The following is a 15,095-nucleotide window of genomic DNA, read 5'->3' as shown; positions in this document are numbered from 1 at the left end:
AGTATCACTCTATGCGCATGCCCGGCCCGATATGCCAAAAAAACGGCAAACGGGCACCGCCCGCAGCAGAGCCGCGGGCGGTGGAACACAAATGACGGAACCCGGTAAAACCCGAACCCCCATATTAAAGCATCCGCACATCCACTGCCGGATCAGCGATCTTCGCTGCGGGCGTCGTCGCCACAGGGGCAGTAATGGCAGGTGCTGTCCAGCACGCAGAAAATGAATGCGGCCAGCAGGAAAATGGCGAACAGCAGGAACAGAACCGTCAGCCCGAACAGCGCGGCTGAAAGTACGGGAATAAACGGGGGCGTGCCGCTGAAGATCAGCGCCACGACAAGCGCCACGACGGCCGACACGATCGCCGGGCGCAGATAGGCGTTACCGCAGCCACAGAGGACCCTCCGGTGATGTTCGGCGTTTTCTCTGCCGCCTGCGGCCGCCAGAACAATGATCAGGCCCGCGAACACGACGCCAAACGCCAAGCTAACAGCCAGCGGAACGAAAAAGGGCAAAAAGAGAAGGTGCAACGCCAGCATGGTGGCTGCCCCGGCCGCGATCAGCAAACTCAAAACGAACAAACCAATAACCAACAGTTCATTGCGGCTATACATGGTTATCCTCCTCAAACGAGTGGAAATACAGATGGCTTCTTGCCATCCTTGTCCATTGTATGAGAGGCTGTCCGCAATCGTTCCGGAAGGGACGAAAAGCGTTCCATGCCCCGCATTCCCGCAGGCGCACACCAAAAGCCGCCCCGGCAGTTGCCGCGGCGGCTTTCTCGGTTTTGACCGATACGATGCTTTCTTACGGGAACAGGAGCCGACACTCGCTTTTATGCATCCAGAACCCTGTATAGGGAAGACGCGCCCTCTTTGGTCACATGCTCGGCAACCTCCAGCACTTCGGCACGGAACGGTTTGCCGCCCAACGTGATTTCCAGCACATCCCCGGGTTTGACTTCATAAGATGCGCGCACGGGTTTTCCGCCCACCAGCACGCGGCCCGCATCACAGGCCTCGTTGGCCACGGTCCGCCGTTTGATGATACGTGAAACTTTCAAAAACTTGTCGAGCCGCATGGTGTTCTCCCACGGGCGGGCTCTTTTTTACTTGGAAACAGCGTCTTTAAACGGTTTGCCCGCCTTGAAAACCGGATAAGCGGACGCCGGAATGGTGATCTCTTCTTTGGTGCGGGGGTTGCGGCCCTTGCGCGCTTCCCGGTGGTGCACTTCAAATGTGCCGAAACCCACCAGCTGCACTTTTTCTTCGGCCACGAGCGACTCCACAATGGAATCGATCAGGGCGCCGGTCGCTTTTTCCGCATCTTTTTTGGAAAGCCCGGATTTTTCGGCAACTTTCGCAATCAACTCAGCTTTTGTCATGGTTGTTCCCTCCAAAAATCATTGGTAATCTTCATGATCTTTATTGAAACCCGTCAGAACGGGGTTACAATACAGGTCTCTCCTCCCGGAGGGCGGCAAGGGCGGCGTTTCCGTCCGCCATCTGTTCCTGTTTCGCAAACGCGCGAACATACCCGTCACACGCACGGGCGAGCGCCTGTTCCGGCTCGACGCCCGCGGAAGACGCAAGCGCGCAGAGTGCAAACAGCGCTTTACCCAATGCCTGCGCGGCGGCGTCTCCATCGGATGCCTCCAGAACCGGCCCCAGCCTGTCCAGCCCGCGCCGGGCCTCGCTCAGCAGCGCGGAAACGTCGGGTGAGGGGGAAGCGGCTTTGACCGCTTTTTTCCACACCTTGGCGCTGCGCATGGCGGCAGGGAGCGCGTGGGACACGCCCTCCATCGCCTCGGCCTGCGTCTGCTGGCCGCGGGCGCGCCGCTTGGCTTCGTCCCAGCCCTGCAGCGCCTGCTCCGGCGAAGCCGCGTTCCGATCGCCGAACACATGCGAGTGGCGTTCCACCAGTTTTTTGCAGAGCATGTCCACCACGTCCTGCATGGAAAACCGATGCGCTTCTTCTTCCATGCGGGCGTGAAACACCACCTGGAGCAGCACGTCCCCCAGTTCCTCACAGAGGTGGACGGGATCGTCCTCATCCAACGCCTCCGCCGCCTCGTAGGCTTCCTCCAACAGGTTGACGCGCACAGACGCGTGTGTCTGCGCGCGGTCCCACGGGCAGCCGTTCTCACTGCGCAAAAGCACCATGAGCGCCAGCAGGTCGTCGAACCGATACCGCTCTTTCAACTGAAATTCCATGTTTCCACCGCACCACTGCCGGAGAACGAAAACCAGATTTCCTGCATCCGCGCCCCTGTTCATGCCCTGTATACACATCGTACGTGTTTCCGCCCACGCCTCTGCCTGCCCTGCATGTGCAGCCACACAGCGGGAAATGGCGGAAAACCAAGTGTTGGGCAAACAAAGTACCTTTATCTTACCTTATCTTTTTCGATTTTTCAAGTATCTATGCGCATTGCGGGGCAAATAACTTTCCGCCTCCGGCACGCGCGCCCTACAGCCGCGCAAGGATTGCCAGAAGCAGGGCGGACAAATCCCCCGCGCGCGCGGCGGCGTTTTCATTAACCTCGTCGCCGCGCAGCGGATCGGGCGAAAGACCCGCGCCGTAATTGGTCAGGCAGGAGATGCAGAGCGTGCGCAGGCCGCAGTGCGCCGCCTCGATCACCTCCGGCACGGTGGACATGCCCACCGCGTCCGCGCCCAGAATGCCCAACGCCCGGATCTCGGCGGGCGTTTCATACTGCGGCCCGGTCATGTACGCATAGACACCCTCGCGCAGCGGCACGCCCGTTTCCTCCGCGGCCGCGTGCGCCAGCGCGCGCAGCTCGCCGCTGTATGCGTCCGACATATCAAAAAAGCGCTCGCCGAGCGTGTCCAGATTGCGACCACGGCACGGGCTCTGCCCCGAAAAGTTGATATGGTCGCGCACCAGCATCAGGTCGCCGGGGGCGAAATCCAGGTTGATGAGCCCCGCCGCGTTGGTGAGCAGCAGGTCGCGCACCCCCAGCGCATGAAGGACGCGTACATAAAACGCGGCGCGCTTAAACGACAGCCCTTCGTAATAATGGAAGCGCCCCGAAAACACATAGGCCGGCCGGCCCGCCAGCGTGCCGATCAACAGCCGGCCCGCATGGGACGGCGCCGTGGCACACGGAAAATGCGGAATGTCCGCATATGGCAGCTCCACGGCGTCCCGCACGGCGGACACAAACCCGCCCAGCCCGGAGCCAAGCACCACGGCCGTCTGCGGGCGCAGGGGGGAAGCGTCCCGGATGGTCTCGGCGGCGCGGCGCGCATGTTCTGCATGACCCATGAGATTCTCCGTCCTTTTCTTTCGGAAGACACGGGGTGCCCTCCGCATGATTTGGGGATAGAAGCACACAGCCGCCCACCCCGCCCGCGCGCTGCGTCGGCGGAATGGGCGGCTGCGCCCGGAAAAAACGCCAGCCTGTCAGCCTCTGTGCCGAAACAGGCACGGCTTTTCTTTTTTAAACAAGGCATAGGTCTTATTTGCACATCCAAAATTGGCGGATTTCCGAAAGAAAATGTCGCCCGCGCAAGGCGTAATCCCTGCCGTATTCCAAGTATTTGCAACGAAATGCGGTGGCATTTTAATCGAAACAGACACGGTCTGGGACTTTAAAAACAAGGCTTAAAGCTGTGTGCCGCATTTTTTGCAGTAATTGGCGTCTTGTGGGTTCGCGGTGCCGCAGGATGCGCACTTTTTCTCTTCGCGCAATTCGCCGATCTTGTCCTGCACGGCGGAAAGATCGACGAGCAGGGTGTCGATCTGAGTGGTTTTTTCCTTTACCAGCGTGGTGGCGTCGGTTTCCGATTTTGCCGCGTTGTAGACGGAACGGCCCAGTGATTCATACAGGTTCTTGATCTTGCCCTCAATCTCGGCAGCCGAGATCTTCAGGCGGGAAAGTTCTACGATCTCACCGGTTTTTTTGCCGGCAAAATCCACGGCGCCTTTCGCCGTGATGACCGCATCTTCCAACAGTCCCATGGCCAATCACTCCTTTATCCTGTCGCGCTTTCTTGCGTAAACATATTATACCATTCCCTGCCGGCGCACACAATATGCGCGGCAGGACACCGCGCGGTTTTTTCTTGCAGCCGCGTGGTTTTCAGCCGCCGCGCCGCCTGTTTCCAGGACTTTCGCCCGAGCATGTGCGACACGGGCTGTGCCTGCTCAGCCGCCCGTTGCAGGTGCCTGCCCGGCCGCATGCGGACGCGAACCGTACCCGCGGCGGCGGCGGATGGTCTTTTTGTTGAGGTACAGGCTGCCGCCCAGAAACTCCCGCAGCAGACAGGCGGGGGGGATGACGCGCTGGGAGATACGGGGAAACTGCTTCATGGCGGCCACCAGCCGCCTGGCCTCGTGGGTGAACGGACCGTCCTCCCACGCGCTCTCAAAGTGCCAGAGAGCCATGCCCGCAAACAGGCAGGGTTCGCAGGCAAACACCGTGTCGAGCGTCCTGTCCGCCAGCGGCTTGAACGGCCGGACAAACGCATCCTCGCCCCGGCAGACATCTTCCCACAATTCCAATGTATGCGCCGCGCTGGACGCGCGGAACCGGTAGTCGCGCAGCACCCGGCGCACCAGCCGGATGTCGCGCGCGCTCAACAGCACGTTGCCGTCGGCGTCCGCAAACTCGGAGCTGACGCTGACATACAGCCGGAACACGCGCTCGTCGGGCAGGCAGGACGCCACCAGCGGATTGAGCGCGTGCAGCCCCTCCACTACCGCCACGCTGCCCTGCGGAAGCTCCAACCGGCGCATTTTCTCGCCGCGGCGCGCCAGCTTGAAATCAAAGATCGGGAACGACGCCTTCTCCTTTTCCAGCAGTTCTTCCGTGACCTGCGTGAACAGGTCCAGATCGAGCGCCGCGGGCGATTCATAGTCCGGCTTTCCGTCCGGCTGAAGCGGCGTTTCGGCGCGGTCTTTAAAAAAATCGTCCAGCGAAACGGTGACGGCGCGAATGCCCCGCGCCATCAGGCCCGCCTTGAGCTTAAGCGAGGTGGTCGTCTTCCCCGAGGCGGACGGCCCCGCCAGCAGGATGAACTGCCGGTGGCGCCCCGCGCGCTGCGCGATGTCCTCCACCACCTGCGCCAGATCGTGTTCGTAACGCGCGTTGCACTCCTGAAAAAACTGTTTCGCGTCCGCCGCCCGGCGATTGACATCCTCAACGAGAATCTTTGGCAAACCTGCCGCCATAAAATGCCTCCACCTGTTGCTTGCGTGCAAGCACCTCGTCGAACCGCGCAAGGTACTCATACGGATATTTGAAATTGAACACCCGCTCGATGCGGGTACCGCCCGGCTGCCGCATCTTGGTCACGCCGCCCGCGCCCGCCGCGAGAATGGTGTGCGTCTCATCCATGATGAAGACGTTATACAACCCCTCATGCCCGGGTTTGGCAAAGCCGGTGTTTTCGAGATTGCCCGCCGTATTGCGCTGGCGGTAGAGATAATACGGTGCGAGTCCCGCCGCATCCAGCCGGGCGTAGGCGTCTTCCAGCATGCGTTCCACCTCGCCGCCGCGTGCGTCGTACCGCGCCCCGCCTTCGGACACCAGCCGGGAGGAACGCTTCATGGCCAGCGTGTGCACCGTCACGCCCTCGGGCGCGAGGGGCAGCAGCGCATCGAGCGTGCGGGAAAAACCGGCGGGCGTGTCGCCCGGCAGGCCCGCGATGAGGTCGGTGTTGATCGAGGAAAAACCCGCCCCGCGCGCCATATGGAACGCCTCAAAAAACTGCTCCGGCGTGTGCGCCCGGCCGATGCGCCGCAATATGTCCGCATCCAGCGTCTGCGGGTTGATGCACAGGCGGGTGCAGCCGCCCGCACGGATGGCGGCGAGCTTTTCGGGCGTGATGGTGTCCGGCCGCCCGGCTTCCACAGTATATTCACGCAAACTGTCCAATGAGAACGCGGCGCGCACCGCGTCGAAGACCTGCGCGAGCATGGGCGCGGAAAGCGAGGTGGGCGTGCCGCCGCCCATATAAATGGTCTCCAGCCGCAGACCAAGCCGCCGCACCAACGCGCCCACCGCCGCCAGTTCCTCACAAAGTCTGTCCACATAGGCAGGCAGGAGCTTTTTCGTCTTTTCCACATCGTGCGAGATGAATGAGCAGTACAGGCAGCGGGTGGGACAAAACGGAATGGAGATATACAGGCTGGCCGACCGCAGCGTGGAAAGCGCGGTGATGCGCGTTTCCTCTCCGGCGGTGCGCACGCAGAGGGCGGTCTTCTGTGGGGAGACACGCAGTTCTTCCGTAAAACGGCGCGCGGCCTGTTCTTCATCCATGCCCGAAGCGAGCAGTTCCCGCATCAGCTTCACGGGGCGGATGCCGGTGAGGATGCCCCACGGCGGGCGGAATCCGCAAAGCCGTTCGCCCGCCTCGATAAACGCCCGGCCCAGCGCGTGTTCGCCCGCCTTGACGGGATCGGGCGCGTCATTTTGGAAAAACACGTGGGCACGGGCGGTTTTGCCGCCCTGCACAAGCAGAACCAGCGCGCGGGTATGCGTCCTGCCCCGCCGGATACGCGTGATCGCGTAAAAATCGCCGCGCGCGGCCAGGTCGGTTTCTTCGTCGATCTTTTCGCCGGGGAAAAAGAGAAAGCAGAGGTTTCCCGCCTCGTACCGCATAGCGTGCCCAAGCAGATAGAGTTTCATGCGTCCGCCGCACCCTCCAGATAGGGGTTTTCCACACGTTCTTTCTCCAATGTGGAAAACGGCCCGTGCCCCGGCAGCACTTGATAGTTGCCCGCCAACATAGCCAGCTTGCGCAAAGACGCGCGCATGGCGGCGGGGTCGCCGCCCGGAAAATCGGTGCGGCCCGCGCTGCCGGCAAACAGCGTGTCCCCGGTAAAGAGCACGTCGTCGCAGAGCAGGCAGGAGGAGCCGGGCGTGTGCCCCGGCGTGTGCAGCGCTTTAAAAGACAATCCGGCAGCCTCCACCGTGTCGCCGTCCTCAAACAGGATGTCCGGCGCGAACGGCACGAAATCCTCCCCACTCATGGAGGAATGCAGGTTGCGGTGCGGATTGTTCAGGAAGTCCAGCTCCGCTTTCGGCGCCGCCAGCTTGCAGCCGAACTCTGCCAGCAGCTCCCGCACGGCGCCGATGTGATCGAAATGCCCGTGGGTGAGCAAAATCATGTCGGGCGCGCAGCCGCTCCGGCGCACGGCGTCGATGATGCGAGCCGCGTCCGCCCCGGGGTCGATGACCGCGCACCGTTTGGTCTCGTCGTTGCAAACGATGTAGCAGTTGGTCTCCAACCGCCCCACCCGCAGATACTGGATATGCATGCCGTTACCTCCATTCCGCCGTGTCCAGCACCAGCGTCACCGGGCCGTCGCCGTCCATCTCGATGCGCATGTCCGCGCCGAACAGTCCCGTCTCCACCGGCAGACCGGCGGGGGCGCAGGCTTCGCAGAGCGCCTGCACAAACGCGCGGTAAAGCGCCTGCGCCTGCGCCGCGCCCGCCGCGCGGGTGAAATCCGGCCGCCTGCCCTTGCGGCAGTCCCCATAGAGCGTGAAATTGGACACTACCAGAAAGCCGCCGCCCACGTCGGACGCGCCCAGGCACATTTTACCCGACTCGTCTGAAAAGATGCGCAGCCCGGCGGTCTTGGTCGCCAGCGCCTGCGCGTCCTTTAGAGTATCCGCCTGCTCCACGCCGAGAAGCACGAACAGCCCCGTGCCGATCTGCCCGGTCACCTGGCCGTCCACCCGCACGCACGCATGGCGCACGCGCTGGATAACCGCCCTCACGCGTCCTCCGTGATGCGGCGGCATTCCAGATAGAACCGCTTTTCATTGGCATCGCCCATCGAGAACGTCTTGCGGGGCAGCGCGCCGTCCCGCGCGACGGACGCGAACAGCGCCGATTTGCCGAGGGCGGGCAGCAAAAACGACGCCGCGCCCGGCTGTGTGCCCAGCCGGGCGGTCACCTCGTCGCCATGGACATAGTCGATCTTTCCGCCGTTCTCCTGCATCCAGCCATCCAGGAAATCCTGCACCATGCCCACCGGCAGAACGTCGCCGCCCAGATAGGCCGTCACATCGCCGCCCTCATGCAGAAAGCGCACCCGGCGCGCCGGGTCGCCGCTGTCCAGCGAGCCGCCGTCCGCCGCCATGGCGGTGATGAAATCATGGCGCAGCTTGGCGGCGTCCACCCCGGTCAGCACCCGGTGGATGGGTTCGAAGATGAGCGATTCGTCGTGGATGTTGACGAGTTCCACCATGGCGTACCGCGCGGGGTGGCTCTTCGCCGCGTCGCCGATCTTTTCCTTGAGATGCTCGTAGCACGCGCGGGCCGTGGCCAGCGAATGGTTGCCGTCGCCCGACGCATAAGCAAGCACCGGCCTGTCCGGCAGGCCGTACTTTTTGGCAAAGGCCTCGGGGGAAGCCAACGCCGCCAGCGCCTGCCGCACCGCGCCCGCCTGGTCGGCCGGCAGCCACCAGCCGCTCAGATGCCCGCCGTTCTGCATCAGATCGAAATTGTAAAGCGGCGCGAGCGCGCCCTTGTGCCGGGCGATGGGCTCGATGACCGTGCCGTCCGGATCGTCGATCAGCAGCATCACATGCGACAGTTCAATGGGCGCGCCCTCGCGGATCTGCATCCGGGGCTTGATGCGCGCCACCACCGTGCCTTCGGTGGGACGGATGGGCGAAGCGGAACCCGGGCTGTAATCATACTGTTCCAGATCGACCGCGCCCACCAGGCCGCGCCGCACCGCGCCGGAAGGCAGCCTGCGTTCCAGATAGACAAAGCTGTCTTTCAGCCTGGAAAAACGCCCCGCGTCCAGATAAGCGCGCATGGCGGCGTGAATCTCTTGGATGCGCGCGGCGGGGTCCTCCTTGTCGAGGTAGACCTCCGGGAACATCAGCCGCAGCGTGGAAGGCGCGTCACCCACAAATTTCTCCACTTCATCCCAATATTCCGGCTCGCTGGTGTACTGGTCGCAGGCCACCACGCTCCATTTCTGCATGCTGCAGCCACGCGGCAGCAAAATATCCGCGGGGCCGAACGCCCCCCATTGCAGCTTTTTTTCCATGATTCGCACTCCTAACGTCTGGTCTGTATGATTTGCGTCCCACGGCGGGCCGCTCAGCCGGCTTCCGGGCCCGCGCTGCCGGAACGGGTGACTTCCTGCACGCCCTCGATGTGGCGCATCCGGTTCAGTACGTTTTCAAGCTGCTTGGTGCCTGCCACGTCCACGGTGATGAGAATTTCCACCGCGCCATTCTTCAGTTCGCGCGCGTTGACCGCGTGGATGCCGATGTGCATGGCGGCCAGCGCAGAGGTAATATCCGCCAGCAGACCGTAGCGGTCGCCGGAGAGGATACGCAGCCCCGCCTTAAACGGCGTGTTCAGGTGCTCGGCCCAGTGCGCGTGCACGAACCGTCCGTCGTATTCGGGGTTTTTGAGGTTCTTGACCACATTGGGGCAGTCCCGCTTGTGGATGGACACCCCGAAACCGCGCGTGATAAACCCGACAATCTCGTCCCCCGGCAGCGGGTTGCAGCAGCGGGAAAGCTTGACCAGACAGTTGTCCAGCCCTTCCACGATGATGCCGCCCGCACTGTGGCGGGGCGTGACGTTCTCGGGCAGTTGGATCTTCTCCGGGTGCACCTGCTTGACATAGTCGTCTTTGATGCGCGGGATGACCTTGGAAAGCACGATGCCGCCGTAGCCGATGGCCGCCAGGAATTCGTCGGTGCCGTTGAAATGCTGCCGCTTCGCCACGCCTTCCAGGAATTCCTCAAGCGCGGCGCCGCTCAGCAAAATGCCGATGCGCCTAAACTCGCGCTCGATCTCCGAGCGGCCCTCGGCAATGTTCTCCTCGCGCCGCTCTTTTTTAAACCACGCGCGGATCTTGCTGCGCGCCTCGCTGGTGCGTGCGATGTTCAGCCAGTCGCGGCTGGGACCGTGCCCCGTCGCGGAGGTGGTGAGCACCTCCACGATCTGCCCGGTCTGGAGCTCATAGGTAAGCGGCACGATCTTGCCGTCGATCTTCGCGCCCGTCATGCGGTGGCCCACCTCGCTGTGGATGGCGTAGGCGAAGTCGATGGGGGTGGACCGGGCCGGCAGGTTGATGACATCGCCGCGCGGCGTGAAGACATACACCTCGTCGGGCGCGAGATCGGTCTTGAGCGAGTGAATGAAATCCTCCGCGTCCTTGACGTCGGTCTGCACCTCCAGCAGCTGGCGCACCCACTCCAGCCGGGATTCGAGCGAGCCTTTGTCCTTGCTGCTCTGGATGCCCAGCTTGTATTTCCAGTGCGCCGCGATGCCGTATTCCGCGGTGTGATGCATGTCCCAGGTGCGGATCTGCACCTCGATGGGCACGCCCTCCTTGCCGATGACGGTGGTGTGGAGCGACTGGTACATATTGGGTTTTGGGGTGGAGATATAATCCTTGAAGCGGCCGGGAACGGGCTTCATCAGGTCGTGAATCACGCCAAGGATATTGTAGCATTCATTCACGGTGTCCACGATCACACGCACGGCATAGATGTCATAAATCTGCTCGAACGCCCGCCCCTTCATATACACCTTGCGGTAGATGCCGTAGATGCTCTTGACGCGCCCTTCGATGTGCACGTTCATGTGCAGGCTCTGCAGGCGCTCGGCGATGCGGTTCTGAATGGACTGAAGAATGGCTTCGCGCTCATCCTTACGCTTTTTGAGCGCCACCTCGATCTCGTGATAGGCGACGGGGTCGAGGTGCCGGATGGAGAGATCCTCCAACTCGTCCTTCACGGTGCGGATGCCGAGCCGGTGCGCGATGGGGGCGTAGACCTCCATGGTGCCCAGCGAGATATCCAACTGCTTCTGCGAGGTCATCGCATCGAGCGTGCGCATGTTGTGCAGCCGGTCGGCCAGCTTGATGAGGATAACGCGAATATCCTTCGCCATGGCCAGCAGCATCTTACGAATGCTCTCCGCCTGCTGCTCCTCGCGGGAATAATGCGCTACCCGGCCTACTTTGGTCACACCGTCCACCAGCAGGGCCACATCGCTGCCGAACTGCTTGCGGATGTTCTCGAGGGGCACGCCCGTGTCCTCCACCACATCGTGCAGCAGCGCGGCACAAAGCGAATCGGTGTCCAGCCCGAGGTTGACCAGAATCGTCGCCACCGCCACCGGATGGATGATATACGGGTCGCCCGATTTGCGGAACTGCCCGTCGTGTGCCCTGTGCGCCAGCTCATATGCCGCCGTGATTTTCGGCACGTCATACGGCATGCCGCTCTCTTTTATTTTTTGCAGCAACCCTGCCAACATCTCATCCATATTTGCCACCCCAAACGCCAAAGCGCCTTCCCTGTCGATGATATATATCGTTCAGGCCGCCAAACGCACCGTCCGTTCAGGCTGTGCGCGGTCCGACCCCGCAGGCCCGCCTAAACCCGAGACTATACCCGCCCTGAGCTTACATGCGGGCTATGCCCGCCTGCGCCCATCAGCCGCCGCATGAGCGGGCTGTCTTCCAGCCGCACCTTCATATCCGTTTCCACACGCACCGCCAGGCCGCCTTCGCCCCGCGAAAACGCCGCCAGCCCGGTTTCGCGGAACACGTCCAAAATGAGCAGAAACTGCGTATAGTCCAGCTCCGGCATCTGCAGGCGCAGCGCGCCGCAGACACGTTTGGGTTCGAGCACGCCGCCGTCGTGCGCCGCGAGCGTGCGCCAGACCAGCGCGCAGGCTTTCCGGCCGGGCGGCGCGCCGTCTTCCTCGCCCGCGCGCAGACGCCGGTAACGCGCCCGCTGGCGCGCAAGCGCCGCGCTCTCCCGCACGGCGCGCACCAGCACGGACAGGCTGCGCCGCCCCTGCCACTCGTTCACCGAAAGCTCCGCGGCCAAGTCGAGCACATCGCCTTTGGCGAACGTCCGGCCCATCCGCTCCGCGCCGAAAACCAGCGCGTCAAACGGCCGCCCGCCCATCCGGCAGGCAAGCCGCAGGTGCTTTCCGCCCGAGAGCGGCCGCACCTCCGCCACCAGCACGTCTTCCAGATAGAACAGCGGAGCGGGGTTTTCCGCACCGCAGGGTTCGAGCCGGGCGCAGTCCTCGGCCGCAGCCAGCGTCAGGTCTTCCGCGTCCAGCGCGCAGTCCAGCCGCAGCACGGGCAGGATGTCGCAGTCCGCCGCAAACGCTTCCACCGTCTCGCGGAACGCGGGCAGGTTCTCCCTCCGGATGGAAAACCCCGCCGCCAGCGCGTGCCCGCCGTATTTTTCGAGCAGCGGCGCGCACGCGCTCAGCGCCTTATGCAGCGCAAACCCCTCGAAACTGCGACAGGACGCGCGCCCCACGCCGTCCTCCCCGAACGAAAGCACCATGGCCGGACGCTCGAAACGTTCGGTCAGGCGCGCCGCCACAATGCCGATCACGCCGTCGGCCCAGCCTTCGCCCGCCACGATGAGCACTTTGTTCTGCAGCAGGCCATCCGCGTGGATGACGGCTTCGGTTTCCTCCAAAATACGCGCTTCTTCGCGCTTGCGCGCGTCGTTGCAGGCGCAGAGGTGCTCCGCCAGCGTCTTCGCCCGCGCGGGAGACGCGGTGAGAAGCAGTTCCAGCGCGGGCAGGGCGCTGTCCATCCGCCCGGCAGCGTTGATACGCGGCGCGACGGTGAACGCCAGCAAAGACGCGTTTGGCGCTTTGCCGCCCGCACCCGCCTGTTCCAAAAGCGCGGCCAGCCCCGGCCTGCCCGCCTGTGCGAACATGTCCAGCCCCCGTTTTACCAGCACACGGTTTTCATCCAGCAGCGGCACCACATCCGCCACCGTGCCCAGACAGAGCAGGTCGCCGTATCGCGCAAACAGCGCGGTTTCACTCCCCGGTCCCTCCACGGCGCAGGCCAGCTTGAACGCCACGCCCACGCCCGCCAGCCCCTTGAACGGATAGGGGCAGTCCGGCCGCTTGGGGTCCACCACCGCGAAGGCGCCCGGCAACTCCGCGTGCGGCTCATGGTGGTCGGTGACGATGAGATCCAGCCCCCATTCACGCGCGGATTCGGCTTCCTCCAGCGCGGAGATGCCGGTGTCCACCGTGATGCAGAGCGCTGCGCCGCAGGCGCGCAGCCGGGCAAGCGCCGGACTGTTCAGACCATAGCCCTCGCTCTCTCGCTCGGGCAGGTAGGCGAATGCGTCCGCGCCCTGTTCGCGCAGGTAGCCGGTAAGCAGCGCGGCGGCCGTCACGCCGTCCACGTCGTAGTCTCCGTAAACGGCGATTGTTTCTTTCTTCTCAATGGCCTGCCGCACGCGCTCTGCCGCGCGGGGCATATCCGCCAGCAGCAACGGATCGTGCAGCGTGCCCGCGCAGTCGAGGAACGCCTGCGCGCCGTCCGCGTCCGCAAAGCCGCGCAGGGCGAGCAGACGGGCCAGCACCGGGGATGCGCCCGCGTCCCGCAGGGTGCGCGCGGCCTGTTCCTCCGGCGCGCCGATGATCCATTCGCGCAAACCCTCGCCTCCGTTCCCCTTGTATGGTGTACAATTCATTGTAGCATGGGCGGCGGCATTGTCAACCATATAGCGTGCCCCGCAGGCCGGATTTTTTGCATCCACGCCCGCGGGCGGGTAAATATTGCAAGGCATTTGCAAACATACTATAATAACAGGGACATGCACGCGGCCCGGGAAAGGCGCGCGCAGCCAAATTCGCAAAGGCGGGAGATATGCACATGCAGCGCACGGAGATACGGGACTTGTTCGCCCGCGCAGACAGCTTTACGGCGGCAGACATCACGGTGGCCGGGTGGGTACGCACTTTACGGCACTCCAAATCCATCGGTTTTCTGGAGCTGAACGACGGCAGCTGTTTCGGACATTTGCAGGCGGTATGCGACGAGCAGGCGCTCACCAATTTCGGCGAGGTGATGAAACTGGGCGTAGGCGCGGCGGTGGTCGTGCGCGGGCGGCTCGCGCTCACGCCGCAGGCGCGCCAGCCGTTCGAACTGCACGCCGCGTCGGTGGAGATCGAGGGCACATGCCCGCCCGACTACCCGCTCCAGAAAAAACGCCACACGCTGGAATTCCTGCGCACCATGCCGCACCTGCGGCCGCGCGCCAACACGCTGGGTGCGGCGTTCCGCATCCGATCGACGGCGGCGCTGGCTATCCACCGCTTCTTCCACACGCACGGCTTCCAATATATCCACACGCCCATCATCACTGCCAGCGATGCCGAGGGCGCGGGCGAAATGTTCCGCCTGACGGTGCTGGACATCGCCGACCCGCCCCGCACGCCGGACGGCGCAGTGGATTTTTCAAAAGATTTCTTCGGGCGGCCGGTGAGCCTGACGGTCTCCGGCCAGTTGGAAGGCGAGAGCATGGCGCTGGCGTTCGGCAAGATCTATACGTTCGGGCCCACGTTCCGCGCCGAAAATTCCAACACCACCCGCCACGCGGCGGAATTCTGGATGGTGGAGCCGGAAATCGCCTTCGCCGACCTGGACGACGACCGCGCGCTCGCACGGGACATGATGCAGGCGGTACTGAAAACCGTGCTGGACGAATGCCCGGACGAACTGGCGTTTTTAAACCAATATGTGGACAAGGGCCTGCTCGCGCGCCTGGAGCATGTGGCCACTTCGGACTTTGCCTGCGTGACCTACACCGAGGCGGTGAAGCTGCTTGAAAAGGAAAACGCGCGCTTCAGCTATCCGGTGTCCTGGGGTTGCGATCTACAGACCGAGCATGAACGGTATTTGACGGAAGAAATCTTTAAGGCGCCGGTTTTCGTGGTGGATTATCCCAAAGAGATCAAGGCGTTTTACATGCGGCAAAACGGCGATGGCAAAACCGTGGCGGCCATGGACCTGCTGGTGCCGGGCATCGGGGAGATCATCGGCGGCTCGCAGCGCGAGGAGCGCGAAACCGTGCTGCTTACGCGTATGGAGGAACTGGGCATGCCCATCGAGGCCTACCGCTGGTATCTTGACCTGCGGCGGTTTGGCGGCGCACGGCATGCCGGGTTCGGGCTGGGGTTCGAGCGGCTGGTGATGTACCTCACCGGCATCGGCAATATCCGCGATGTGCTTCCCTTCCCGCGCACCGCCGGCACAGCCGGCTTTTAAGCTCAGGTCTACCCTGTGCAAACAATCGGCGCACA

Annotated in this window: 14 protein-coding genes; 1 reads left to right on the top strand and 13 read right to left on the bottom strand. The window is 63.3% G+C overall.

Features of this window, described 5'->3' with window-relative positions:
* Nucleotides 1-152 precede the first annotated feature (152 nt).
* The 13 genes from ETHHA_RS01800 to recJ form a co-directional block, all read right to left on the bottom strand.
* Entirely contained in the window at nt 153-614 is a 462-nt protein-coding gene (locus tag ETHHA_RS01800; protein ID WP_013484316.1) for a hypothetical protein, read from the bottom strand.
* A 221-nt stretch (nt 615-835) separates the two neighbouring features.
* Nucleotides 836-1,081 carry an RNA-binding S4 domain-containing protein gene (locus ETHHA_RS01795; protein WP_013484315.1) on the bottom strand — a complete coding sequence of 82 codons (246 nt, stop codon included), beginning with the start codon at nt 1,079-1,081 and terminating at the stop codon, nt 836-838.
* A 27-nt stretch (nt 1,082-1,108) separates the two neighbouring features.
* On the bottom strand, nt 1,109-1,384 hold the full coding sequence (locus ETHHA_RS01790; protein ID WP_013484314.1) for an HU family DNA-binding protein: 276 nt from the start codon (nt 1,382-1,384) through the stop codon (nt 1,109-1,111).
* Between the two features lie 64 nt (nt 1,385-1,448).
* Nucleotides 1,449-2,213, bottom strand: coding sequence for a MazG family protein (locus ETHHA_RS01785; RefSeq protein WP_041687030.1), 765 nt, complete (start codon nt 2,211-2,213; stop codon nt 1,449-1,451).
* Nucleotides 2,214-2,469: 256 nt separating this feature from the next.
* A complete protein-coding gene (locus ETHHA_RS01780; RefSeq protein WP_013484312.1) occupies nt 2,470-3,288 on the bottom strand; it encodes a purine-nucleoside phosphorylase in 819 nt (272 codons plus the stop codon).
* 339 nt (nt 3,289-3,627) lie between these two features.
* Nucleotides 3,628-3,984 (bottom strand): zinc ribbon domain-containing protein, encoded by a 357-nt coding sequence (locus ETHHA_RS01775; protein ID WP_013484311.1) that lies wholly within the window; start codon nt 3,982-3,984, stop codon nt 3,628-3,630.
* A gap of 186 nt (nt 3,985-4,170) precedes the next feature.
* Nucleotides 4,171-5,196 carry a uridine kinase family protein gene (locus ETHHA_RS01770; protein WP_013484310.1) on the bottom strand — a complete coding sequence of 342 codons (1,026 nt, stop codon included), beginning with the start codon at nt 5,194-5,196 and terminating at the stop codon, nt 4,171-4,173.
* Complete coding sequence (gene hemZ, locus ETHHA_RS01765) at nt 5,165-6,655, bottom strand: coproporphyrinogen dehydrogenase HemZ (RefSeq protein WP_013484309.1); 1,491 nt, start codon at nt 6,653-6,655, stop codon at nt 5,165-5,167. The genes ETHHA_RS01770 and hemZ overlap by 32 nt, the downstream gene beginning before the upstream one ends.
* Nucleotides 6,652-7,287 (bottom strand): MBL fold metallo-hydrolase, encoded by a 636-nt coding sequence (locus tag ETHHA_RS01760; RefSeq protein WP_013484308.1) that lies wholly within the window; start codon nt 7,285-7,287, stop codon nt 6,652-6,654. Before ETHHA_RS01760 ends, hemZ begins: the two co-directional genes overlap by 4 nt.
* A 4-nt stretch (nt 7,288-7,291) precedes the next feature.
* Nucleotides 7,292-7,753: a D-aminoacyl-tRNA deacylase gene (dtd, locus tag ETHHA_RS01755; RefSeq protein ID WP_013484307.1), complete on the bottom strand. Its 462-nt coding sequence runs from the start codon at nt 7,751-7,753 to the stop codon at nt 7,292-7,294.
* Nucleotides 7,750-9,039: a DUF1015 domain-containing protein gene (locus ETHHA_RS01750; protein WP_013484306.1), complete on the bottom strand. Its 1,290-nt coding sequence runs from the start codon at nt 9,037-9,039 to the stop codon at nt 7,750-7,752. The genes dtd and ETHHA_RS01750 overlap by 4 nt, the downstream gene beginning before the upstream one ends.
* Before the next feature lie 53 nt (nt 9,040-9,092).
* Nucleotides 9,093-11,282 (bottom strand): RelA/SpoT family protein, encoded by a 2,190-nt coding sequence (locus ETHHA_RS01745; protein WP_013484305.1) that lies wholly within the window; start codon nt 11,280-11,282, stop codon nt 9,093-9,095.
* A gap of 122 nt (nt 11,283-11,404) precedes the next feature.
* Nucleotides 11,405-13,444 carry a single-stranded-DNA-specific exonuclease RecJ gene (gene recJ / locus ETHHA_RS01740; protein WP_013484304.1) on the bottom strand — a complete coding sequence of 680 codons (2,040 nt, stop codon included), beginning with the start codon at nt 13,442-13,444 and terminating at the stop codon, nt 11,405-11,407.
* A gap of 221 nt (nt 13,445-13,665) precedes the next feature.
* On the opposite strand from recJ, the gene asnS reads away from it, so the two are divergent.
* The gene (gene asnS / locus ETHHA_RS01735) at nt 13,666-15,060 is read left to right on the top strand and encodes an asparagine--tRNA ligase (protein ID WP_041687027.1); all 1,395 of its coding nucleotides are present in this window, start codon (nt 13,666-13,668) and stop codon (nt 15,058-15,060) included.
* Nucleotides 15,061-15,095: the final 35 nt, after the last annotated feature.

The sequence above is a fragment of the Ethanoligenens harbinense YUAN-3 genome (assembly GCF_000178115.2).
In the GTDB taxonomy this organism is placed as follows: domain Bacteria; phylum Bacillota; class Clostridia; order Oscillospirales; family Ethanoligenentaceae; genus Ethanoligenens; species Ethanoligenens harbinense.
This window is presented reverse-complemented; position numbering and strand designations above follow the sequence as displayed.

Bases quoted from the DNA above. Each gene is read 5' to 3' on its own strand.
- ETHHA_RS01800 (WP_013484316.1), bottom strand. From the start codon at position 614: ATGTATAGCCGCAATGAACTGTTGGTTATTGGTTTGTTCGTTTTGAGT.
- ETHHA_RS01795 (WP_013484315.1), bottom strand. From the start codon at position 1,081: ATGCGGCTCGACAAGTTTTTGAAAGTTTCACGTATCATCAAACGGCGG.
- ETHHA_RS01790 (WP_013484314.1), bottom strand. From the start codon at position 1,384: ATGACAAAAGCTGAGTTGATTGCGAAAGTTGCCGAAAAATCCGGGCTT.
- ETHHA_RS01785 (WP_041687030.1), bottom strand. From the start codon at position 2,213: ATGGAATTTCAGTTGAAAGAGCGGTATCGGTTCGACGACCTGCTGGCG.
- ETHHA_RS01780 (WP_013484312.1), bottom strand. From the start codon at position 3,288: ATGGGTCATGCAGAACATGCGCGCCGCGCCGCCGAGACCATCCGGGAC.
- ETHHA_RS01775 (WP_013484311.1), bottom strand. From the start codon at position 3,984: ATGGGACTGTTGGAAGATGCGGTCATCACGGCGAAAGGCGCCGTGGAT.
- ETHHA_RS01770 (WP_013484310.1), bottom strand. From the start codon at position 5,196: ATGGCGGCAGGTTTGCCAAAGATTCTCGTTGAGGATGTCAATCGCCGG.
- hemZ (WP_013484309.1), bottom strand. From the start codon at position 6,655: ATGAAACTCTATCTGCTTGGGCACGCTATGCGGTACGAGGCGGGAAAC.
- ETHHA_RS01760 (WP_013484308.1), bottom strand. From the start codon at position 7,287: ATGCATATCCAGTATCTGCGGGTGGGGCGGTTGGAGACCAACTGCTAC.
- ETHHA_RS01750 (WP_013484306.1), bottom strand. From the start codon at position 9,039: ATGGAAAAAAAGCTGCAATGGGGGGCGTTCGGCCCCGCGGATATTTTG.
- ETHHA_RS01745 (WP_013484305.1), bottom strand. From the start codon at position 11,282: ATGGATGAGATGTTGGCAGGGTTGCTGCAAAAAATAAAAGAGAGCGGC.
- asnS (WP_041687027.1), top strand. From the start codon at position 13,666: ATGCAGCGCACGGAGATACGGGACTTGTTCGCCCGCGCAGACAGCTTT.